Here is a 22,549-nt window from a genome sequence, read left to right as displayed (position 1 = left end):
ATCTATAGGTGAATTAAGAATAAGAATTTCAAGTAATTAGGCTTGATTTCGCTAGGTCGAATCCAGGAATTTTGGTTAGATTGTTCCACTGTTTTTCAGTTTTCAATCGATTTCGAGAGAAGGTTTTTCTGTGCGGCAAGCAATCAATTTTTAATTGCAAAATAGCTTTTATCTCAACCCTCAATTTTTTTCTCATGGAAAAAGACCAATTAAATATCCTGCTCGCTGAAGTATTTGGTCACCTTCAGCCAGATGATGCCCAAGATCCCACACTCTGGAAAGAGGGGCTGCCATTATTGGCTAAAAGCCTGATCGTTTCAAAAGACCTCAGCATCCGATCTGAATCTTTCAGCTTCGAAAGATCCCAGCTTTTTTCACAAGAAAGGATCAAACCGGCAAAAATGGATAAGATCCGTGAGATCGTGGAGAAAGTGGAGGCAGAGGAGAAAATAGAGAATAAGGAGGCTAAGGCAGTTATTTTAAAGCCATTTGTTAGGGAAGTCCCAGTCAAGACCACGCAGATCAAAACCAGTGTACCTGCTTGGGCAGCTGGAGCTAAGGTTGAAAAAACCGTCGGACCGCTTGTCCGTGAGGATGGAAGATTAGTTCTGATTGATTTTTATAAGGTGGTTAAGCTGTTGGGTCTTTATCAACAAAATAGCCCACTCCCGGTAATTCTTTTCCAGGCGGAATTTCATGAAAGCAAATTCAAGCAGGTGAATACTCCGCCAGTGGAAGTCACCAAAGAGTATAAAATAGTGGCTGGAAGTGTCTGGATTCGGGCAGACATGTTGGCTCAAAATGCGCCTGCCAACCGATATGCTGGATTAAAAGTTGCATCTGGCAAAATCCAGCTCAGCCAAAATCCGGTTCTTCAAAACGAAAAGCTTGTGTTGGGAGCTCAGACTGGAGTCCAAGTCTCGCTGGTAATAGGTCAGGCAGCGGCTGTGAATTATCCAGCCAAAAAGCATGGAATGGATGCAGTTGATGCCAAAATCAAAACACCTGAAAGTTTGTCTTTTTCATTTTCGGGAACTTCAAAAGCTCAAATCGCAACTGTTGGAAGCGGAGAAGTTGAGCTCTACGCTCAAAATTTTGTCTTTAATCAGAAAAACGCAGCTCCCACCTACCATACCCAAATCAGCAGATTGCTGATTCCAATGGCGTGTAATCAGTCTGAGATCAAGCCAGCAAAACAGAAAAGCCCAATAATTGAATTTTCAGAAAGCGCTCCGATCAAAACAGTCGCTTGGGCAATCCCGGCAGCCGAACTTGACGTCAACAATCCGCTGGAAGTAGCAGGTCCCGGAGGATTTTTCCTAGAAGGAAAGCCTGGACTAAAATGTAGCTGGGAAGGTTTGGAGGCCAAAAATCTGAAGCTTCAGCAGCCTTTATTTTTGGTGGATCCCGGAAGGATCGGCATGACTGATCTTACCGGTGAGGGCGAAGGGGCATTTCAGGAATTTGAACATTGGAAAGACGAACAAAACACTCACGGAACAAGTCTGAGTGTCTTTTTAGGCAAGAAGACTTCTGTGATTTATAATTCACTTGCAGAGGGAGTCGAGCTGCTAGTCACCACAGTCAACGCAGTGCATCATGTGGATCGTCCGGTTATGGTAAATGGTTTGCCCGTTGCGGTGAAAACCAAAGACAGTTTGTTGGTTTTAGCCGGATCAGAAACCAAAAACCTGCTTTACCTGATTGATGACAATATTCTGTGGGACAATAAACTACCGTTTGATAAAGTCCCGAAATTCAAAAGCCTTGCCCTTGCGTTGGAAAACGCTTTATTTAAAATTACACCTGTAAACGGTGCGATGATTTTTGGGGAATGTACTCCCGATTGGAAACGGATTTTGAAAAGTGAGACCTTTTTGGTTTTTGGCCTTTTGGGTTATCTGCCTACACTTCCAGACCCTTATTTGGCCAATCTAACCTACTTGCAAAGGTTAAATAACCGAGGTGGAAAGGATGGAGTCGAAGGGATTATCAGTTGGTTGGTTTGTCAGATTTCGCAGGCTCCCAAAAATGAAAAAACAGATAATGTGAAGGTGAGCTTTCACTTTGGTCCTGCGTCCAATGAGCAACAGAGCACTGCATCTGGTTTTGGAATGGTTGCCAATTCTCAGCCACCAGCTTCAGCATCTACAACTTTAGCAGGATCTCAGCCAGCTGGAAGCGTAACTATGATGAGCAATGTGAGTGTCAATAAACCATTGCCTCCTTATGAACAGCACCTGACTCCGCATATTCAGAAATACCAAAATGAATTTTTTGCCCTTTTGGATGTCAGCTCCAATGCAAATCAAATGGGTGTGAGTCTAGGAGCCCCTTTTCCAACCAGAGTAAAAACAGGAATCGCAGTTGGGAGAGGGGAAAATGTGGCACATATCGAGCAGACGTCCAATCAGATGTTTGGAGTGGAAGGGATGGAAGTGGTCGTACGAAGCTCAGCAGCCAGACTATTCATGCTTCCGCAAGTTGCCTGGGAGCCCGTTTACAATTTGACTCCTCCCGGAAACAATGTCTTAGGAGATCCGCCTTTGTTTTTCAACTATTACCCGAATGACGGCGGGCCGTCCCGCATTGCAAACTACCATGGTGGTCAAGTTCCTTTGGCTCCGATTCCTTTGGTGAAGTACACACTGGAGCAATACAAAAATCAAAAAACGCCAGTTGACGCCTTGTTTACACTTTCCTTTGGTCTGAAAGCATTGGCGCAGCTTTCTCATGATGAACCCAGAGAATCCCAAAAGCCTGAGCTTAACCTGGTGAAGCCAAGTTTTCCAAATGACATGGTTGGTGGAATTCAGATTCGTGCCATTGCCAAGGATTATGGAAAGGATGCAATGCAGGGTGCCGGACCGGATAGCCCGATGTTTAAAGGATTCACTGTCCAGCTTTCCAACATTCTGGGAATGGACGGTCAGCCTAACAATTCCAGCACCTTGGGCCGAAGCGTCACCAAGATTTTTAACGGAGAGTTTTTCACCAGTGAATCAACTCCTGACATCCTGAAAAAGCGGGGAGTGCCTCTTTCCAAAATTGACTTTTCCGGATACGGAGCCAGCACCTTCAGCAATTGGCTGAGTCCAAGAGCTGCAATTGCCGAGACTAGTCAGGCAAGGTTTGATATCATGCTTGGCCGAACTGGTCATGAAGTGATCCAAGTGAAAAGCATCCTCAAACCATGGGGAATCCGAGTGGTGAGGACAATTACACTTTTCCGAACCGGGTCAGGTTATGTCTATCGAACTGACAGCGGATGGCAAGCAGAGTCGGATGGACTTTTTGATTTTAGATATAAGTATATCGACAAGAGTTTGCCACCCGAAGGTGTAGATGAATCGGGAAACACCATTTTTCATACGGTGACTGTGGAACCCTATGAGCTGCATACTGGTCCGATTCGGGGATTGTTCAATGTAACCAATATTCAAGAGGACGGGAATATTGCCGAATACAATGTTCCAAAGGCGATCAAGATTCCTCAAGGGACAAAATATGTGGATGAATTTGGTGAATGGGTCACCAATAACACGGGAGCTGAAATAACCAAAGATGTGATTTTGGCTGCTGTATGGTTTGATGCAGATGTAAAAATTGACAACCTTGTTCAGGGTCACAAGAACGGGCTGACACCTTCCAAAAAAATCCTGGGATATGTGCAGTTGGCTCCGCAGGGCGTCACAATTCCGGCAGCAAACTTCAAAGCATTATTGGATCTCCAGGGAGGGCAGATCGGTGGAGATGTGGATTGCGTCATGGATCTGAACAAATCGGGGCAATTGATGCGGATTACACGGTTTGACATTTCACCTTCGGTCAAAGCAAATAATAATGCAGCGGATCCGATTTTTGTGGCTGCAGCACGCGGAAATGTGCTTTTGCCTAAAGATGGAAGTTGGTCGGTCGTGCAGCACGAGACAGGTACAGGAGAAGTGACGCCATTGCCAACTTATGTGCCGGTTCCTGTGGTCAGAGAAGGAAAATGGGTGGAAGGAAATGTTGTTCCAAATAACATCCAGACCGGAAAACTCCTTCGGATTGCCCATCCACTTGAGATTCTGAGAGAGCCGATAGGAAACACTTTCAATTTTGGATTTTTACAGTCCACCGCCACCCAAAAAGCACTTTTCCTGACTCCAAGCTTTAAGTTTGATACTAAAAAACTTCTGAGCAAAACCCCTCCGGCATTTGCTGATGCTTATCGGTTGATGGACAGCAGCAGCATTTTTCCAAATATCGGTGATGGGTACACCAACTTGGGCAAAGCAGTGGCATTGGTTTCGGGAATAGATGTTAATGGAAATGCAATTGATGCTTTTAAATCAATTCCGATTTTGGATGGTGGCAGACAGGTTTTTGAGTTGTTGGATTTGAAAGTCAAAACAGAGGCTGGTGAAATAATTGACCGCGGATTCAAACTGTTGACAGGAGAGGCAAATGACGCGCTTAACAAAGCAATAGCCTTTGATGTCCCAAGCTTTGATCCGCTGTATCTGGTCAATATGGATGCGCTCAAAATCTACATCGAATACAAAGCGAAAAAGACGGATAAAGAAAACCCCAAACCCTATATCGATTCCAAGCTGAATTTTGACGTGGATTCTTTTGCAAATGACCTTAAGGATACTTGGAAAAGCCGCGTGAACAATGTGGGAATGGTGGTGGATTTGGGTTCTTTCGAGCGCTTGATGACTATCAAAGGAAATTTTGACGCTCAAAAAGGCAAGGAATCCGGATACGAGGGAGGTCCTGATAATCCGAGCAAACTCGAGGGGTTGCCGATTCCTGAAATTGAATTCAGTGAAGACCTGCAGCCGGTCATCGATCTCCTGCAGATGCTGGCTTCCATGTCCACAGGAAACTATGCTGAGGTTTTGAAGAAAGGACTTCAGATAGCGATGAGCAATGCCGGAGAGATCTGGGAATACAAATTTGAAGCTACCAAGGAGATTCCTTTGGTCAGGTTCCCACCTCTCAAAGAGGCCTACGAAGCACCCCAGTGTCCGTTGCGCTTAGAGGCCAGCCTTGCACTTGGAGTCTATTTCAATGCAGCACTCAAAGTCACCACCGACCCAACTCAACTTTTACCAACTGCCGGTGGATTTATCCAGTTCAAAGGCGGTTTGGAAGTGATGTGCCTGACAGTGGGCGGAGCAACGGTTTACGCCATCGGAGCGGTTGAGCTCAAGATCGCCTGTGACACGAAAGTCGGGCCGAATCTTACAATGAAGTTTGGCTTTGGAGCATCACTTTCGGTCGGATTGCCGGTGATTGGCAATGTAACCGTCACCTTCATGGTAGGATGCGAGATTTATGCCTCGGCGACAAAGATCTCGGTGACAGCATTTATGATGTTCAAAGGTCATGCAAGTTTGGTGGGAGGCCTGGTAAGTATCACGATCTACATAGAGGCGAGTGGTACCGTCACAAGGGAAAACGGCCAAACCGACTGTACGGCTTCCGTCACCTTCGGGCTGGATATCAGCATCTGTTTCATTATCAATATCAGCTTTGAAGAAACCTGGCAAGAAGGCCGCCAAATAGCCTGATTTTTTCTCTAATCTTTTCGACATGGAACCAAGACGAATTCTAACCCTAATGACCTTTCCTCAGAGACTTGTAGGAAATGTGTTGACTGTCAATATTGTAGTAGTACCCAGAAACAGCGATCCTTTTGCCAATTGGCCGACGGGACTTGGGAATCCCAATCCAACACAGGTACCCGGATTTGCTAACCTGCAGCCCAAATTTATGTTCGCAATTGTAAAGGGAACTGATGACTTTCCTTTGAGTAACGCCACTGCCGCAAGCAGAATGCCGATCCTCAGAGACGTGATCGAAATTCCTGCGGCGAATAAATCAACTGTCCTCCAACAGATTGCGGCATCGTTTACGATAACCGACAACACGGACAAACTTCCGGATCCTGTGCCTTTAGACCAAGCCGGAAAGCGGGGCATCAAAAAATACCTCCCACTTTCCTACCGCAGCAGGTTCAATTTTACACAACCCCGCCATCCCAATGCGGTCACGGATGATTCCTATCACTGCGCAGTAAGGGACAAAGTGGATTTGATCCTAAATTATGCCCCCAAAAATAGCGTCAGTTGGGGAAAGGTCTTTGCAAATATCCTTCGCCAGCCGATCTTGGCCAAGGCCTGTGGAATGATCTACGAAGTGCAATTGGAAGTGGAACCAGGCTGGTTTGATAACGGAGGATATCTTTATGCGGATATCGTTGGTGGAGATTACGAAACAGCCCAAACTGCTTTGTTGGAAGCTGCGGACGGACCGCTGGTTAAGCGGTACGCTGCAAAAATTCCTGATTTGGTGATCGGAGAGGATAGACCCGTTTTTGCTCCGGTCTTGTTTCCTGTCCTTTACCAGAAATCCACCGAACTGACCGAACCGATTCCTGTGGGCCCTTGGGATGAACTGTTTTTGGAGGCACACCTTTATAATGATGGCTTTGCCAAAATCGTCCACGCCAATCAGGCCGAAAGCGGAAACTTGTTGGAGGAAGCACCCGACGGACTTCCACCTCAATCCGATTCCGGGATTCGGATGGGCTGGGATGATGAGCAGATTTTGGTCTGGTATCTGAGACAAATTCTCGAAAATCCGGGTGATGCGCTTGGTTCCGGCAAGCGGCTCGATGCGCCACTTGGAGTCTTGGGATATCATATTGATGTCCAGCAAGCTATAGCAGGAGCTCCTTGGGAAAGTCTCAATGTCGTTCAAGTCAATGCTGCTCAGGGCGGCTTGGCTGGAACTTTTGCCAACCAGACGGCTGAGCTTCCCTATCAGGTCTATCCAACCAAGATCGCAGGACCCAAAAGCGATGGCTATTGGCTGCCGATGTACTATGCCTATTGGATCGGGAAAAGCATGGCTACCGAGGACAAGGATGCGATGGAAATCTATCGGACCGATCAACCTAATGGCAGAGTACAATCGGGTCCTCAGTCCGGCCAAGTGACACCCAACAGTGCCTTGAGTCCTGGGCAAATACAGACCCAGTTGAGGTATGGGAATACCTATCGATTCCGGATCAGGTTGGCGGATATTTCTGGAGGAGGTCCAAGTTTGGAAGATGAGCCTCTCAACCCTGCACCCAGCCCGAACACCTCTGTTTCTTTTAAGCGATTTGTCAATCCGGGTATGCTCAGAATAGAGAAACCTGAGGGACTTAAAGAGCACAAAGTAAACTTTTTCAACTCTGCAGATCCGGATGACACCGAATTCAGCGACAATGTCGTGCTTCAGATCGAGCGGCCGCTGTTAGAATATCCTTCGGTAGTTTTTACGGACAAGTATCAGCAAATCGGACAGGATCCGATCGCCATGCTGAAGGGGTTGCAATTCGGTGCAATGGGTTTGAAGCCAGCGCTTCCTGATCCCGATGTTCACAAGATCAAGATCCTCGTGGAGGTAAAATCGCTTCGAATGGATACCCAACTCAGTCGATCAGGAAGAGATTCTTATATTCCTTTGTATTCAAGGGAATGGGATTTTCCTGCAGAATTTGATGGAAAAATAGAGTTGCCGATCAATTTCATTGATGTGCCCGTTCTTAATTTGACCGAACCGGCTGATCCCTTTTTATCCCAAAAACTACTATTCGATCAACTTTCGGCAAATGCCTTGGTCTTACCGACAGGACGTCAGGTTAGAGTTTCGTTGCGTGCAGTTGCTTCTTCGGAAGAACCTGAAGAGATCTATTTCGGGATCATTGACTCGGACGAAGACAAAGACAGCAGGTTTGGCAAGGTTCAGCAATTGATGTTTTACAAAGAAACTCAGAATGAGGATGTGCTTCTTTTGCCTTACAAAAATGTCCCTGAACTCCAGGCGCTTTATCTCAAACCAGATCCGATTCCAACCACCAAGCAAATCACCCTCGGTGCCAGACTTCGACGAAGATCTGAAAATGATCAACCCGATGTAGTCAAGCGATTGGCGGATTCTTTGGGATTGGAGTCCAAAGGTTTGACTCTGATGGCCAAAAAAGGGGAGCGGGTAGCCTTCGGTTGCAGCGCCAGAATCAGGCATTCGTTAGCTCCGGATGGCAGCAGCATCACTTTTGCCACCAAATCCGACCTCTATTACCACTGGGTGACTTGCCTCAGCTACCAACTCAACCGGGATTGGACTTGGGATGGTCACGAGGATGTTGCTTTTGTCATCCAAAGAAAACACCGATTCAGAAGAGAACCCAAAAAGGAGATCAGGGAAAATGACTACCTCGATGACATCGAAATCAAGCATACCGTTTCCTTCGAGGCTTTGCAGGCGGACAGCTTTGATTCGGTCAACAGGCACTATACCCGGGTTATTTTCATTGATGCTTTGGAGCCAAAGAATGAGCGCTTTAGGCCGGGAACCAGCGAATTGAGGTATCCGGATGAACTTTGGGCTGAATATACTTTGGTGCCAAAAATGAAAAAGGGTCATGCCGTTCCAGATCCGGTGACCACAGATCTGCTGAAGCTGCCGACTGTGCTGATTCCTGCACAAACCCCGAAAATCGTGAGTGTGGGATTGGCATTTTCACCCTATGACCGAGCGGAAGATTACAGCAGTACCGAAGCCAGGAAAAGGTTCCTTTGGGTGGAATTTGAAGAGGCGATCCAAAATCCGGATGATGGGTATTTTTGCCGGATGCTGGCGAATGCCCCCGATCAGCTGATTTCCAACAACGACTGGGATCTCTTTCAGATACCTGAGGAATCCTCCCTAAGTCTTGATCCTGAGCTGATGCGAAGGATTATTCCCGGTCAAAGTGACGACAAATCCGGACTGGATGCCATGCAGATGATGGTCAAATCCACGGACAGCGATAAGCACTATTTGCTGCCAATTCCTCCGGGTATGCATCCGGAAAGTCCGGAAATGTTCGGCTTTTACACCTATGAATTCCGGGTTGGTCATGCGCATTTTATCGATCGGGAAGCAGAAGATGATGAGCTCGATGGAATGGAGTTTAGCTCAGTCCTGGATTTTGAATTGATCAATGGTGTCCCCAAAGGAAACCTATGGTCAACTGCGCAGGGGAGGTTTGGTAGAGAACTTCGGGTGACTGGGATGCAGCATCCGGTTCCGACTTTACTTTGCTCGCTCAATAGAAATGAAAACCACATGTATGTCTCGGCACCTTTCGCCAAGGCGGTTTTCCAGGGGAAAAATGTAACCTCAAAGCCTCCCCGCACCAGCCTTTGGACCTTGCTTTATGCGCAGGTTCATCAGGCAGATGGACTGGACCATCGGAATATTTTGCTCGCTGAGCGAAGGATGCGGATAGATGTACGGGTGAATACCGATCCAAAATCATTGAAAAAAATCAATGATCTGACTCAACAGACCTATTTTATGCCAAGCCTGGCAAAGTATGAAGTTGGCCAGTTTAAGGTGAGTCCGCAGCTATCAACAGCGAACCTCTTGGCTTATATCAAAGAATCGCATCCTGTGGGAACTGCCGTCTTTACTTCGCAGGAAATTGCCGGGTATTTGACGGATCTCGGATTACCAGAAGATAGTCCCTTGAGCGTGTTGGTGGTCGAAGTGTTTGGAAATATTACCAATCTGGCTCAGCACATGAATTTTTTCCGAGCCAGAAATACTTCAGGCGACAACGCCGATGCTATGCTTGCCACCCAAAGAATGATGCATGCAACAGGTACCGCGACCCCCGATGACCGGGAGGATTTGGGTAACAGTCTTGGGAATTTCAGGATTCTAAGAACCTCTCCGCTGACCAAGGTGCCGTTTGTCTGCTGCCCAACTTGTGAGTAAGTTGCTGAACCCTCCCTATGTAAAAGCCCAGCCAGAAGGTTGGGCTTTTTTGCTTTTATGAGTTTTTGTGTGGGAGAGATATAAAAGCCTGACAAGTTTTGTCAATTTCTCTATATCCTCGGAATTTTTTTTTAAGGAAGTTATAGGTAAACGAAGAAAGGTGTAATTTGAGACATAATCCGAGAGGTAATTGATATGTGTTTTTAAAAGTTGGGGGTCGATTGATTCCTGAATTAGATAGCTTATGAAAGATTTCTGATGGGGGTGTCAAGGTGTTACCATAAACCCTAAAAAACCGAAAGTTAAACAATTATATACAGTGACCAAATGGAAAAGGCAACCCTACGCAAAATCAAAAGACCTGCAAAGCCGACACACAAACAACGCAATTTGAAGCACATTGGCTTTTGCCCAACCGCACCAAACACTCGAAAGCATTCATTTATTTGTTACTAACTTTTAAGACTTCCGATAATGTTAAACAGAATAATAATTATAAACTCAGAACTCTATTCAAAAGCCGACATCTTAATAGGCGACACGACCAGCATACAGTTGGAGGCTGACAGTAATGTTGGTAAGAGTTCCCTAATTAACACTCTCAATTTTCTTTACATCATTGACCAGGGACAAATGCTGTTTGAAGGTGAACGAAAATTAAAAGAATCTATAAAGCACTACTTCAAGACAGTCAATCAAAGTTTCGTAATTTTTGAAATCAACAAAAGCGGTTACACATACTGCATTTTAGTAAAAGCAAACGGAAACTTTGAATTAGAGTATTACAAATTCAACTCATCATACAACGAAGAATACTTTTTTGAAAAAACTGATAGGGGCTTCGCCCCTATCAGTTTTGAGAAGATTGTGGCGACACTTCTTTTGAAAACCCAATCCAAGCCAGAGCAACTAAAGGCTGACGAACTTTACGACAGAGTTTACAGTAAAAAAGCAGACAACAAGCCTGTTGTTTTGACAACTGATAAAATTACAAGGGTTGGAAAATCTCACAGCAACAGTTTTACAAAAATCTATCATCTTCTTTTAAAATCAAGCGACATTGACGAACCAAAGTTTAAAGAAGCACTAACCATTGCTGCAAATGTTAGCGAAGAAACACTACAGGTTTTTGCGAATAACACAAACAGAAAAGTTGAGAAACTAAGAGAAACAGAACTTGAAGTAAAAAACCTACGAGGCATACTTGAAGAATTTAAGTTTTTAAAAAAGGCAAATGATGATTATAATGCTATCAATCGACTTTGTGCTGAATTGAAAAACACTTTTATTCAACAATTCAATAAGGAAACAAAGGACATTGCAACACAATTAAATTATGATAGCGATTTGATGCGAGGCATCCGAACAATACAAACGAAACTTTCTACTACCTTTAGAACACAATACACAGAGCAAAAACAAAATGAAATAAAATTTGCGACACTTGCCGAAGGAGAAGAAAAAAACCTTAAAAAACATAATGCTGAACTTGATTTAATAGACCAATATAAAAAAGGAAGTTTGCCATATGACGGATTATTAAATGATTTGAGCAGATTAAAGGAAGAAAACACAAACCTCTTATCGGAGTTACAGAAAATACAAAAAGAAAAGTTGACTGCAAATCAACTTCAAACTGAAATCGGTAAACTTGAAACCCAAATCTCACAATTAGTAAAAAAGGAAAAAGACTTTGATAAAATACTTGGACAAAATATTTCTGACAATATTGAAGTCAAAAGAAAATTAAACAGCATTTTAAGTCCCAAAATTTTAGCTCTAAATTCCAACAAAGCCTTACTAAAAAAAGTAACTGAAACAACCGATTTACTGAAAATATTTGATGGAGAAATCAAAATTGACGGATTAGAAATTGAGCCGATAGAAACAATTGACGATGTAAAAGAATTTTTAAAGACTGCAAAAAAACAGTTAGGAGAAAAACAAAAAACCTTAGAATTTGTAAAGGAAACGACTAAAAAAGAGCAAGACCAAAAAGAAGTAGAAAAGCAACTAACCGAGAAGCAACAACTTTTTGAAAAAATTGAGTGCCGAGATTTGATAATTTCTGAAAGAGATTCAGTTCAACAACTCATTAACGATTATAAAGGCAAAGAACTTGAATCAAAAGCAAAAGCTTTTGAAACAGAGCAGGAAATAAAAAATGTTCAACTCCTTCTTAGTGGAGAAGAAAAGAAAAGAGATGATTTCAAAGCAAGAGACCGAATATTAAAGGAACATTTTGATAGGGCTAAGGATTTTGATTTACCGCTAACAGATGCTATTCTCAATAAAAATATTGATGAATCATACACCGAATTGCTAAAGCAAATCGGTGAACTCAATAAAAAAGAGCATTCAAGATTTGAGCTTTATGTTTTTGTAAACAAAGACTTGAAAATTGATGAGAAAGACATTGACAGATTTATTCAGAAGGTGCAACAGAAGATTGACAACATCAAAGACCTTGATGCCATTTACAAAGATTTGTTGCAGCTTGTTTATACAGAGTTTACAAAACCGACCAGTGATTTTTTAGACAAATACAATCACTTCCAACGCTTCATTACCGACTACAACAAAGAGTTAGCGGACTTTCCAGTTTCAAACATTACCAAACTTTCTATTGTTGCTTCTGACGTTCAAAAGGAAATACAAGCCCTCACAAGAATTTCCAAACTTGACAACAAAGCAGATTTGTTTACTACTTCTTTAGAGCAAGCCGAAAGCATCAAAGCATTAGAAGATAAAATCAGAGAGAATAAGGAAATAAAATTTACTGAACTGTTTCAATTGAAAATTTCAATTGAAATTGATGGAGTAAAGAAACCGCCAATTGATTTGGGTAAGCAAGTTGAATCAAGAGCAACCGACAGAGTTTTGAAACTTTTTCTTTTCCTAAGTATCATTAAGCGTTTAGTAGAGAATGCACCCGACAATAAAATTGTTCTTTACATTGACGAGTTAGGAGAAATTGGACCTCACAATGTTCGTCAAATAATAAACTATTGCATCAAGTATAACTTCATTCCAATCTTTGCAGCACCACGCCAAATTGAAGGAATTGAAAAATATTATGTGATTAAAAAAGCATCAAAGAAACAACCGCTAAAAGTGGATAGTGCCAATGTAAAAAGTATCAGATATAAAAATGCAAAACCTACTGTTTCATAATTTTTTGAAAGAACTAATAGAAGTTAAGCGAATGCCGCAAAGCGGCATTGCTAAGACTATTTTGCGTTCAAAAGATTTTCAAATTCTGGAAACCGCAAAGTTTATAGAACTGAAAACCGCAGTAAACAAAGGCAAGTTTTATGAAGTGGTAAATGAGGAGCATTTAAAACAGCATTTCATAAATTCTTTTCCAAATGAAATAAGCGACAGGTTTACGGCTATTCAAAATGCCAAATCATTAAGAGACAGCAAAGGCAGGAAAAAAGAAAGCCAAAGAATTGTATTGCTGCGGGGCAGCAATACAATTGTTGCCAATAATTCAGAATTGAATTTATTAGAACTGACCACGAAGTTTAATGTTTTCGCTATTCAATTGAATCAGTTGAAAACTGACAAACTTTGTTTCGTTGAAAATTTAGATTGCTTTATGGTAGCAGAAAAGACAATCAGCAGGGAATACACTTTCATTCACATTTACGGAAGAATAGGTATTGAAAACTTAAAGAGCATTGAAACAAATGAAATTCTCTTTTGCCCTGATTACGATTTTGTAGGACTGAATGAATACTTGAAAATGAAAAGCATTTACCCAAACACAAAATTGTTTTTCCCTGACAACTATGATAAGCTCTTTAAAGAATATAGTAAGCCATTGAAAAAGAAAAATGGAATGGAGCAACAGCCTACAACACAAGTGTTGCAAAGCCAAGAAGAAATTGTAAGCAAAGTTTGCAAACAACTTTTGGAAACGAAATACTTTTTAGAACAACAAATAATTTTTGAGGACTAAGCAATGAATTACAATCTTTCACCGACACGGATTTTAGGTTTTATGCTTGATAATTTTTCATTCATAGAATTGCTTTATCGTATTCGTAAGGAAGATGACAGCATAACAAATGACGACTTACAAAAACTTTGCACAGAGAAAGAATTTAACCGAGAGAAACTATTTGAGTATGGAATTTTGCTTGACCAGTTAGAAGGCAACCTAATTTTCAATATTCATTACAAACGATTTATTGAATTCCTTTTGAAGGAATCAAATTTATCTCTGCCCGACCGTTGGGCTAATCAGACCAAAACGATAAATGAAGCATTTGCAAAACTGCAAATCTGCACAGACAAGGAAACCATTTTTAGAATTGTCAGAGCATTAAGAGAAACCATTTCAGATTTTACAACGGGACTGAATGACGAACTACGAAAACTTTTCAAGGACACTGAGAACATAAAGACAGGAGAAAAAACCGATAATGATTTAACGCTACGAATTGCAAAGACAAGGGAATGGATTGAAGTTTTCGTAAAACCATTGAACGATATTTTTGATAGCCGCCAAGACCTAACAATTATAAAATCACTTCGTGAAATTTTGGATTATGCCAACTACAAAAAGTTTGAGGAAAATGATTATGAAATTCGCCAGCTATACGAACAACTTTATTTTTTCTCTGACAACACAAATAAAGAACTCAATTCAATCATAAGACATCTTTCAAACGAACTTATTCCTTTGCTAAGAAGGATTGAATCAAATTCTTTAATCCTAAAAGGTTTGGGTGCATTTCTACAAAAGCCTTTTGGTAGAGAAGATTTACCAATACTTGCAAGACGAAAAAACCATTTGGTTTACTCAAAGGAATTTGGAGACGAAGCAAGTTTGTTTCTTGACCAGTTTAAGCACAGAGAAACAATTTTCTTTGAAGACGATACAACAGAAATTGACGATTGGATACCCGACTCCGAGCATTACAAAGACGAGTTAATGAAAAATTTGCCACTGGCAAATTTTTATGAGTGGTGTTACAACCAACTGCAAACGGAAACAGAAAACATTAGTGTCATAAAGTTTATTTCATTGGCAAATCTTATTCACGAAAAGGATTTTTATGCAGAGTTTTCAGACAATCAAAAATTTGAAATAGAATTATCAGACGCAATTATTCAATTACCTAAAGTGAAATTATATGCTTCCATTTCCTAAACAACATAAAGAAATAACTCAACAACTTTTGAATGGCAAATTCATCTTAGAGAACGATGAATTATATACTCCCATTTATTTTGACCGTGAAATGTATGCGGACTTTTTCAAGCAGACATTTGAATATGAATTAATAGCCACGACAGATTATGTTTATTTAAAATCGACAAACGAGAAAGACAAGAATAGCAGGGACTTTTTAATTTTCCTTGCCCTGCTTTGCCGTGAATTGGACAAGGATGGAAAGGACTTCAAACAAGAAATTGAATTTGAAAGTTTTTTAGTTGAGGACATCACAGCATTTCTAAGCGAATCTTCTAAAAAAAGAGAAATAATTGAAAGCACTTCAATAGCAAACAATAAAGGCGACATTGACTTGATTACTTTTTTAAATGAGTGGCAAAGACGAAATGTAGTTCAGTATGTAGGGAACAGTAAATTAAAATTTCGGTTTACAAAAGCAGTCGGTTTGTTCTTTGACTTTGCGATAATTTTGGCTAACGACAAATTGAAGGACAAAGCAATTTAAATTTAGAATGACTTATAGCAAACTCAAAACAATTATTCATCCCATCATCTCATTCAGGGCATAGTCAGATCGTTTTTGGGACTTGCTGTAATTTTCCAACCCTAATTCCCAGAGAATAAATAAATCCCTTTTGATAATTTTAGCTTAGTCTTCCTCCAAATACAGACCCATTTGAATTCGGGAAAAATCTATTTTCATTTGAGCGCTTAAAACCAAAAAAAACCGACCCTCTCAAGTCGGTTTTTCTCTTTTTTATCCTTCAATCAAGTTTTCTCCTTCGCCGGTAATCCCCCTTTTTTCTGGCCTGCATCGGGTTGAGTTTCGATGATGGAGAGCATCTCGGCATCGGAGAGTTACTCGGCTACTTTGCCCTTGGGGATCTTGTAATTGTATTTGCCAAACTTGATATTGATGGCCTGCAGCTGGGTGTGGAAAATTCGGTTAGAACTGGATAGGATTTCCAATTCCATCCTTATTTTTTTGTGAGTTTGCAATTCGCCCATAACTTAACAATGACTATGAACAGCGACATCCTTATCTACCAAAACCAAGACGGCAAGATCAAAATCGATGTTCGCCTGGAGGAGGAGACCGTCTGGCTTACTCAAGCACAGATGGGGGCTTTGTTTGGCAAAGGCAGAAGTACCATCACGGAACATATTTCCAATGTGTTTGCCGAAGGCGAATTGGAGGAAAATGTGGTATGTCGGAATTTCCGACACACCACTCCACACGGTGCCATAGCAGGCAAAACTCAGGAAAAGGAGGTAAAGCACTACAATCTTGACGTAATCATTTCTGTAGGTTACCGGGTCAAATCACCGCAAGGCACACAGTTCCGCATTTGGGCCACCCAGCGCCTGAAAGAATACATCATTAAGGGTTTTGTCTTAAATGAAGATCGATTCAAGTCGGGTAATTCAATGAACTATTTCAATGAATTGCAGGAGCGTATTCGGGAAATCCGTCTTTCGGAGCGATTCTTCTACCAGAAAATCAAAGACATCTACACCACCAGTATAGACTACGATCCCAAAGACGAGAAGACGCTGGAGTTTTTCAAAGTGGTGCAAAACAAGCTCCTGTGGGCGATCAGCGAGCAAACCGCGGCTGAATTGGTGTATCGGAGAGTAGACGCCAGTTTGCCTTTGCTCGGCATGCAGTCCTTCGACAAAATGGGAGTCCTTTCCATCAAAAAATCCGATGTAAGCATAGCCAAAAACTACCTGAAAGAAGATGAAATCAAGTTGCTCGGTTTGCTGGTAGAGCAGTATTTGGCTTTTGCCGAGACGATGGCCCAGCAGCGCACTCCGATGTATATGGCAGATTGGATCAAGCGCTTGGATAGCATTTTACAACTCAACGGCAGAGAACTACTCAGCCATGCGGGAAAGATCAGCCACCAGCAAGCATTGGAAAAATCAGAGGCCGAATTTGAAAGGTATCGGATAACCCAAAAAGCTCTGGAAAAAGAGGAAAGCCTAAAAGAGATAGAGGCTGACATTAATAAACTGGGGAGGCCAAAAAAATGAAATTTACTGAGGCGAGTTTAGAGAAGGTATTTTCCAAGTGGCTCTTTGGCTTCCTCCTCAATGGTGTGAAGGGCCTGATAAATAAAAAAAACCGACTCTCTCAAGTCGGTTTTTGCTTTTTTACCTTTCAATCAACTCTTCTTCTTCGCCGGGAATTTCCCTTTTTTCTTGCCTGCATCGGGTTGGGTTTCGATGATGGAGAGCGTCTCGGCGTAGGAGAGTTGCTCGGCTTCTTTGCCTTTTGGGATCTTGTAGTTGTTTTTGCCAAACTTGATATAAGGTCCCCAACGTCCGTTTAGGATCTGGATCTCCGGATTTTCATCGAAGGTTTTGATATGCTTTTTGGCGTCAGCTTCCCTTTTGTTTTGAATCAAGGTGACGGCTTCATCTTCTGAAATCGCCATTGGATCCTGACCTTTTTCCAGAGAATAAAATGAACTGTCATGTCGGATATAAGGTCCAAATCGACCAATTGCCGCAGTCATCTTTTTGTCCTCAAAGAATCCAACCTCTCGCGGTAATTTGAACAACTCCAAGGCATCGTCCATGGTTACATTTTCGATGAACTGGCCTTTTTTCAAACTCGCGAATTGCTTGTCTTCATCTTCGGTCTCGCCGATCTGCACCAGCGGTCCAAATCTTCCAAGTCTTGCATAGACATTTTTGCCGGAAGTGGGATGCTGCCCGATCAATCGGCTGGAGTTGATATCCTGACGGGAAACCTGCTCGGTCTCTTCCACGCTCTTGTGGAATTTACCATAGAACCCGTCAATCATATCCTGCCAATCCTGTCCACCGGCAGCGATGTCATCAAATTCCTTTTCTACCCGTGCAGTAAAATGGAAGTCGATCACATTTGGGAAATGCTCCACCAGGAAGTCATTGACCACCATGGCGATATTGGTAGGGAAGAGCTTGTTTTTCTCTGCCCCTGTATTTTCAGTTTTGGTCGAATCCTGAAATTGCCCCTTGGCAATCTTCATTTCGACATAATTTCTCGGAGTGCCGTCTCTTGCTTCCTTGACCACATATTCCCGCTTTTGGATGGTAGAAATAGTAGGAGCATAAGTAGACGGTCGGCCGATGCCAAGTTCTTCGAGTTTCTTGACAAGGGAGGCTTCAGTATATCTTGGAGCAGGTCTGCTGAAGGTTTCTCGACCTTTCATTTCCTGCAGATTCAGTCCTTGACCGATCTTAATTGGAGGCAAAAGCGATTTGTTACCTTCTTCGTCCTCTTCCGGTTCGTCATCTGTGTCTTCCAGGTAAACTTTCAAGAATCCGTCGAATTTGATTACTTCTCCGGTAGCAATGAGGTTGAGAGGAGAATTGGAAATAGCGATGGTGATGGTGGTTTTTTCCAATTCGGCATCCGACATCTGGGACGCGATGGCACGCTTCCAGATAAGTTCGTAGAGGCGTTGCTCATTCCGGTCTCCTGAAGCCTGAGTTTGTGAAAAGTCGGTAGGTCGGATAGCTTCGTGAGCTTCCTGGGCACTTTCCGATTTGGTGGTAAACTGCCTGGACTTGTGATATTGTGCCCCGAAGGAGTTTTCAATGGCACTTTTTGCAGCACCCATTGCCTCTTGGGACAGGTTGGTGCTGTCGGTACGCATGTAGGATATTTTACCGGCCTCGTACAGTTTCTGAGCCACAGACATGGTTTGGGCCACAGAGAAATAGAGCTTTCTCGAAGCTTCCTGCTGTAAAGTAGAAGTGGTAAAAGGCGGTGCAGGAGTCTTTTTAGTCGGCTTTTTCTCCAAATTTGCTACGGAAAAAGAAGCATCCAGACATTTCTTCAGGAAATCCTCGGCTTCGGCTTTGGTCTCAAATTTCTTTGGAAGTTCGGCCTGGAACGTTTTTCCTTCCACTTCAAAAATCGCAGTGATTCTAAAGGATGACTTTGATTTATGCCCTTCGATTTCGCGCTCTCTCTCGACAATCAAGCGAACAGCCACAGACTGCACCCGACCCGCTGAGAGTCCGGTTTTGATTTTTTTCCAAAGGATTGGAGAAAGTTCAAAACCCACCAGTCGATCCAGAATCCTTCTTGCCTGCTGTGCATTAACCAAATCATAGTCGATTCCACGAGGATTTTCTATGGCTTTGGTAATTGCATTTTTGGTGATTTCTCTAAATACGATCCGCTTCGTGCGATCTTCTTTGAGATTGAGGACTTCTTTTAGATGCCAGGAAATGGCTTCTCCTTCGCGGTCATCGTCACTCGCCAGGTACACCATTTCGGCGTCCTTGGAAAGTGCTTTCAGATTTTTGATGACTTCCTTTTTATCGGCAGTGACTTCGTAGGTCGGTTTGAAGCGGTTTTTAATATCTATTGCTTTATCGCCTTTGGGAAGATCCCGCACGTGACCGTAGCTGGAAACTACCTTGAAATCCTTGCCCAGATAGCCTTCAATGGTCTTTGCCTTGGCTGGGGATTCGACGATGACTAGATTTTTTGACATAGAGAAAAGAGGAAATTCTTGACCGAAAGGCCAATTTTGAAAAGCTAAAAATAGATGGCCTAGTCTTCTCCTCCAAATAATAAAAAAATGAGACCTTTAGTATTGGATGGATTTTTGAGGTTTATCGGTCAGGACTTCTCGTTAAAACGATTTCGTAATGAAGCATTTAATTCTTTTGAGACACGGTGAGGCAGGCTTTTCGGATGGAGTTGACTTTCAAAGGCAGCTTACTCAAAGCGGAAAAGAAAACCTGAATAGGCTGGGTGAAATTTTGCTTTCGGCTGAAATGAAAGTTGACTATTTGCACTGTTCCGCAGCTACCCGTACCCGGGAAACGGCCGAGATTATCAAGAAATACATGGAGATCGGGGAGGAGGAATATACCCGGGATATCTATGAAGGAAACCTGGAATCTCTGCTAAAGCGGCTCGAAAATACTCCCAAAACTGCTGAGTCCTGCATTCTGATCGGACACAATCCTACCATCAGTCTGTTGCTTTCTCACTTGACCCACGAAAACTACATCGGACTGAAGCCCGGAATGATGGCCATCATCGAGCTTGAAATCACTGAGTGGTATATGATCGGACTGGGAACAGGGATTTTGAAGGAGGTTTTGCAGTAGGCAGTCTCAGTAGGCAGTGGTCAGTCGCAGTAGGCAGTCTCAGTAGGCAGTTGCAGTTTGCAGTAATCAGTCGCAGTATAAAGTTGCATTTGGCCGAGATTAGTCACAGTTTGCGGCGATCAGTCTCTGTTTTTCAAACTGAATACTGCTCACTGAATACTGCCCACTGATCACTGACCACTGCGATTCAACCAATATTCTCAATATCCGCCTCGGTGTATTTGGGAGTTCCGCCTTTTTGGGTTGCGACGAAGCCGCCGATTTTACAGGCGAAATCCAGGATTTCTTCAGGTGATTTTTCCTCCAAAAAGGTTTTGATAAACCCGCTCAAAAACGCATCACCTGCTCCGATTGAGTCCTGGACCTGAACGACATATCCCGGGTGCTCAAACATTTTCCCTTTCTGATAGATCAGTGCACCTTTTGAACCTCGGGTCACACAGATGATTTCCATAGGGAAATGCTGATCCAGGTGAAAGCACAAATCCTCTATTGTGGCTTCAGTCCCGAAATAATCCGCAAAAATCTCCATTTCATCCTCATTGATTTTCAGCACATCGGTAAAGCCGAGAAGTGTCTCGATCACTTCAAAATCATAAAATGGAGGACGGAAGTTGGCGTCAAAAATCCGCAAAGTTGGATGACGGAGAAGTTTGAGTAAGGTTTTGAGGCTTTCCGGATTTCGGACTCCAAGTGTTCCAAAAACAAAAGCATCGGCCTCCTCGACGACTTTGTCCAGCTTCTCATTCCATTCGATAAAATCCCATGCCACCGGTGCGACGATAGAATATTTGATGTTTTCCGGATCAGAAGTATCTACCAAAACTCTGGAAGTTTCGTGGTCGATTTTGGTTTGGATCAAATCCAGAGGGAGTCCGAACCCATTTAGAAATTCAAGGAGTTTTTCCCCGTCTTCGTCTTTTCCAACGGCTGAAATCAAACGGGAATTCAGACCTAACTGATGGAGGTTGAGTGCAACATTCATGGGAGCTCCACCGGCCACAGGCCCGGAAGGCAAGCAATCCCAAAGCATTTCTCCGAAAATAACGACGTTATCACGCATGACTTTTTTGTAAATCTTTTTGAATCTCTTCCAGAGTCCTTCCCTTGGTTTCCGGCATTTTAAAAATCACCCAAAGTAACTGAAGGATCATCATCAGACAAAAGAATGCAAAAATGTAACCCGGACCGAAACTATTGGCAAAGAAAGGAAAGACGTTGGCGATCACTGCTGCCAGGATCCAGTGGGTGAATGATCCCAGCGACTGCCCATAAGCCCGGAGCTCGTTGGGAAACATTTCGGAAATAAACACCCAAATCACAGCGCCTTGGCCCACGGCATGGGATGCGATAAATCCAAATACGAAAATGGGGAGCCAGAATGCCGGGATTCCCGGTCCGAGAAAATTATAGGCCATCAAGGAAAGGAAAATAATATATCCAATGGACCCGATAGACATCAGTTTTTTTCTTCCAAGTCGATCTATCAGATACAATCCAAAAAATGTGGCAAACAGGTTGATCAACCCAATGCCAATGGTGGAAATCAACGCGTTTTCAGTGGAGATTCCGGCCATTTCAAATATCCTCGGAGCAAAGTAAATGATCGCATTGATGCCAGAAACCTGATTGAAAAAAGCAATCATCACAGCAAGCATGGTACTTGAGAAAAATCTCGGGCTAAACAAAACTCCAAAACCAGACTTTTGCTTCATGGATTTTTCTTCCTCAATGGCGAGCCTGATGGCCTCATCCACACCCTCCGGATCAGTCCGGGTCAGGATTTTCCGGGCTTTCACCTGATCGTTGAATTTGGAAATCAACCAGCGAGGGCTTTCCGGAATTCTAAAGATCATCACGCTGTAGATCAGTGCTGGAATTCCCTCCACTCCGAGCATCCATCTCCAATCTTCCGCGATTCCCGCAGTGCCGATTAGGTAATTAGACACATAAGCCATCACGATTCCGAAGACAATATTGAACTGGTAAAGTGCAACCAAAAGTCCCCGGTTTTTAGCAGGAGCGATTTCTGAAATGTACATCGGAGCAACTACTGACGAGGCCCCAACACCTAATCCTCCCAAAAATCTGAAAAAGGTGAAAGATTCTACATCCCAAGCTATGCCAGATCCTACGGCTGAAACAAAGTAGAATAATCCGATCCAAAGCAAGCTTTTCTTTCGCCCCCATTTGTCTGCGGGTATTCCTCCAAACAATGCTCCGATGACTGTGCCATAAAGCGCTGAAGCAATTGCCAGTCCATGCATCCAGTCGCTGAGCTTCCAGACTTCCTGGATATCCCGTTCGGCACCGGAGATTACAGCTGTATCAAAACCAAACAAAAAGCCGCCCAAAGCGGCTGTAATGGAAACAAAAAAGGCGTACCGGTTTGAGGACATGGACTATTTTAGGTCGATTGATTCACTAAACTAAGGA

Annotated in this window: 11 protein-coding genes; 8 read left to right on the top strand and 3 right to left on the bottom strand. The window is 42.9% G+C overall.

Annotation, left to right across the window (positions count from 1 at the left end):
- The first annotated feature begins 194 nt into the window (after positions 1 to 194).
- The 7 genes from B0E43_RS26740 to B0E43_RS26710 all read left to right on the top strand — a co-directional run bounded on the left by B0E43_RS26740 (position 195) and on the right by B0E43_RS26710 (position 17,026).
- The gene (locus B0E43_RS26740; RefSeq protein WP_077347496.1) at positions 195 to 5,561 is read left to right on the top strand and encodes a hypothetical protein; all 5,367 of its coding nucleotides are present in this window, start codon (positions 195 to 197) and stop codon (positions 5,559 to 5,561) included.
- A gap of 49 nt (positions 5,562 to 5,610) precedes the next feature.
- Positions 5,611 to 9,804, top strand: coding sequence for a hypothetical protein (locus B0E43_RS26735; RefSeq protein WP_077347494.1), 4,194 nt, complete (start codon positions 5,611 to 5,613; stop codon positions 9,802 to 9,804).
- Between the two features lie 474 nt (positions 9,805 to 10,278).
- Positions 10,279 to 12,978 carry a hypothetical protein gene (locus B0E43_RS26730; RefSeq protein WP_139352670.1) on the top strand — a complete coding sequence of 900 codons (2,700 nt, stop codon included), beginning with the start codon at positions 10,279 to 10,281 and terminating at the stop codon, positions 12,976 to 12,978.
- Positions 12,956 to 13,768 carry a hypothetical protein gene (locus B0E43_RS26725; RefSeq protein ID WP_139352669.1) on the top strand — a complete coding sequence of 271 codons (813 nt, stop codon included), beginning with the start codon at positions 12,956 to 12,958 and terminating at the stop codon, positions 13,766 to 13,768. The genes B0E43_RS26730 and B0E43_RS26725 overlap by 23 nt, the downstream gene beginning before the upstream one ends.
- 3 nt (positions 13,769 to 13,771) lie before the next feature.
- Positions 13,772 to 14,965 carry a hypothetical protein gene (locus B0E43_RS26720; RefSeq protein ID WP_077347488.1) on the top strand — a complete coding sequence of 398 codons (1,194 nt, stop codon included), beginning with the start codon at positions 13,772 to 13,774 and terminating at the stop codon, positions 14,963 to 14,965.
- A complete protein-coding gene (locus tag B0E43_RS26715; protein WP_077347486.1) occupies positions 14,949 to 15,494 on the top strand; it encodes a hypothetical protein in 546 nt (181 codons plus the stop codon). Before B0E43_RS26720 ends, B0E43_RS26715 begins: the two co-directional genes overlap by 17 nt.
- Positions 15,495 to 16,012: 518 nt before the next feature.
- Positions 16,013 to 17,026 carry a virulence RhuM family protein gene (locus B0E43_RS26710; protein ID WP_077347902.1) on the top strand — a complete coding sequence of 338 codons (1,014 nt, stop codon included), beginning with the start codon at positions 16,013 to 16,015 and terminating at the stop codon, positions 17,024 to 17,026.
- A gap of 131 nt (positions 17,027 to 17,157) precedes the next feature.
- On the opposite strand, the gene topA is transcribed toward B0E43_RS26710, so the two are convergent.
- Positions 17,158 to 19,488 carry a type I DNA topoisomerase gene (topA, locus tag B0E43_RS26705; RefSeq protein WP_077347484.1) on the bottom strand — a complete coding sequence of 777 codons (2,331 nt, stop codon included), beginning with the start codon at positions 19,486 to 19,488 and terminating at the stop codon, positions 17,158 to 17,160.
- Positions 19,489 to 19,645: 157 nt separating this feature from the next.
- On the opposite strand from topA, the gene B0E43_RS26700 reads away from it, so the two are divergent.
- Positions 19,646 to 20,113 (top strand): histidine phosphatase family protein, encoded by a 468-nt coding sequence (locus tag B0E43_RS26700; protein WP_077347482.1) that lies wholly within the window; start codon positions 19,646 to 19,648, stop codon positions 20,111 to 20,113.
- Positions 20,114 to 20,300: 187 nt separating this feature from the next.
- Here the strand turns inward: B0E43_RS26700 and B0E43_RS26695 are convergent, their stop codons facing one another.
- Together B0E43_RS26695 and B0E43_RS26690 are read right to left on the bottom strand one after the other, a co-directional pair.
- Positions 20,301 to 21,176 (bottom strand): carbohydrate kinase, encoded by an 876-nt coding sequence (locus tag B0E43_RS26695; RefSeq protein ID WP_077347480.1) that lies wholly within the window; start codon positions 21,174 to 21,176, stop codon positions 20,301 to 20,303.
- Entirely contained in the window at positions 21,169 to 22,512 is a 1,344-nt protein-coding gene (locus B0E43_RS26690) for a sugar porter family MFS transporter (RefSeq protein ID WP_077347478.1), read from the bottom strand. Before B0E43_RS26690 ends, B0E43_RS26695 begins: the two co-directional genes overlap by 8 nt.
- Positions 22,513 to 22,549 lie beyond the last annotated feature (37 nt).

Source organism: Algoriphagus sp. A40 (assembly GCF_002002735.1).
Taxonomy (GTDB): domain Bacteria; phylum Bacteroidota; class Bacteroidia; order Cytophagales; family Cyclobacteriaceae; genus Algoriphagus.
The sequence above is the reverse complement of the archived record's forward strand: the minus strand, read 5'-3'. Positions and strand labels throughout refer to the sequence as shown.

What these genes read in the sequence shown, in the direction of transcription:
- B0E43_RS26735 (WP_077347494.1), top strand. Translation starts at nt 5,611, where the DNA reads ATGACCTTTCCTCAGAGACTTGTAGGAAATGTGTTGACTGTCAATATT.
- B0E43_RS26690 (WP_077347478.1), bottom strand. Translation starts at nt 22,512, where the DNA reads ATGTCCTCAAACCGGTACGCCTTTTTTGTTTCCATTACAGCCGCTTTG.
- B0E43_RS26710 (WP_077347902.1), top strand. Translation starts at nt 16,013, where the DNA reads ATGAACAGCGACATCCTTATCTACCAAAACCAAGACGGCAAGATCAAA.
- topA (WP_077347484.1), bottom strand. Translation starts at nt 19,488, where the DNA reads ATGTCAAAAAATCTAGTCATCGTCGAATCCCCAGCCAAGGCAAAGACC.
- B0E43_RS26695 (WP_077347480.1), bottom strand. Translation starts at nt 21,176, where the DNA reads ATGCGTGATAACGTCGTTATTTTCGGAGAAATGCTTTGGGATTGCTTG.
- B0E43_RS26720 (WP_077347488.1), top strand. Translation starts at nt 13,772, where the DNA reads ATGAATTACAATCTTTCACCGACACGGATTTTAGGTTTTATGCTTGAT.
- B0E43_RS26715 (WP_077347486.1), top strand. Translation starts at nt 14,949, where the DNA reads ATGCTTCCATTTCCTAAACAACATAAAGAAATAACTCAACAACTTTTG.
- B0E43_RS26740 (WP_077347496.1), top strand. Translation starts at nt 195, where the DNA reads ATGGAAAAAGACCAATTAAATATCCTGCTCGCTGAAGTATTTGGTCAC.
- B0E43_RS26700 (WP_077347482.1), top strand. Translation starts at nt 19,646, where the DNA reads ATGAAGCATTTAATTCTTTTGAGACACGGTGAGGCAGGCTTTTCGGAT.
- B0E43_RS26730 (WP_139352670.1), top strand. Translation starts at nt 10,279, where the DNA reads ATGTTAAACAGAATAATAATTATAAACTCAGAACTCTATTCAAAAGCC.
- B0E43_RS26725 (WP_139352669.1), top strand. Translation starts at nt 12,956, where the DNA reads ATGCAAAACCTACTGTTTCATAATTTTTTGAAAGAACTAATAGAAGTT.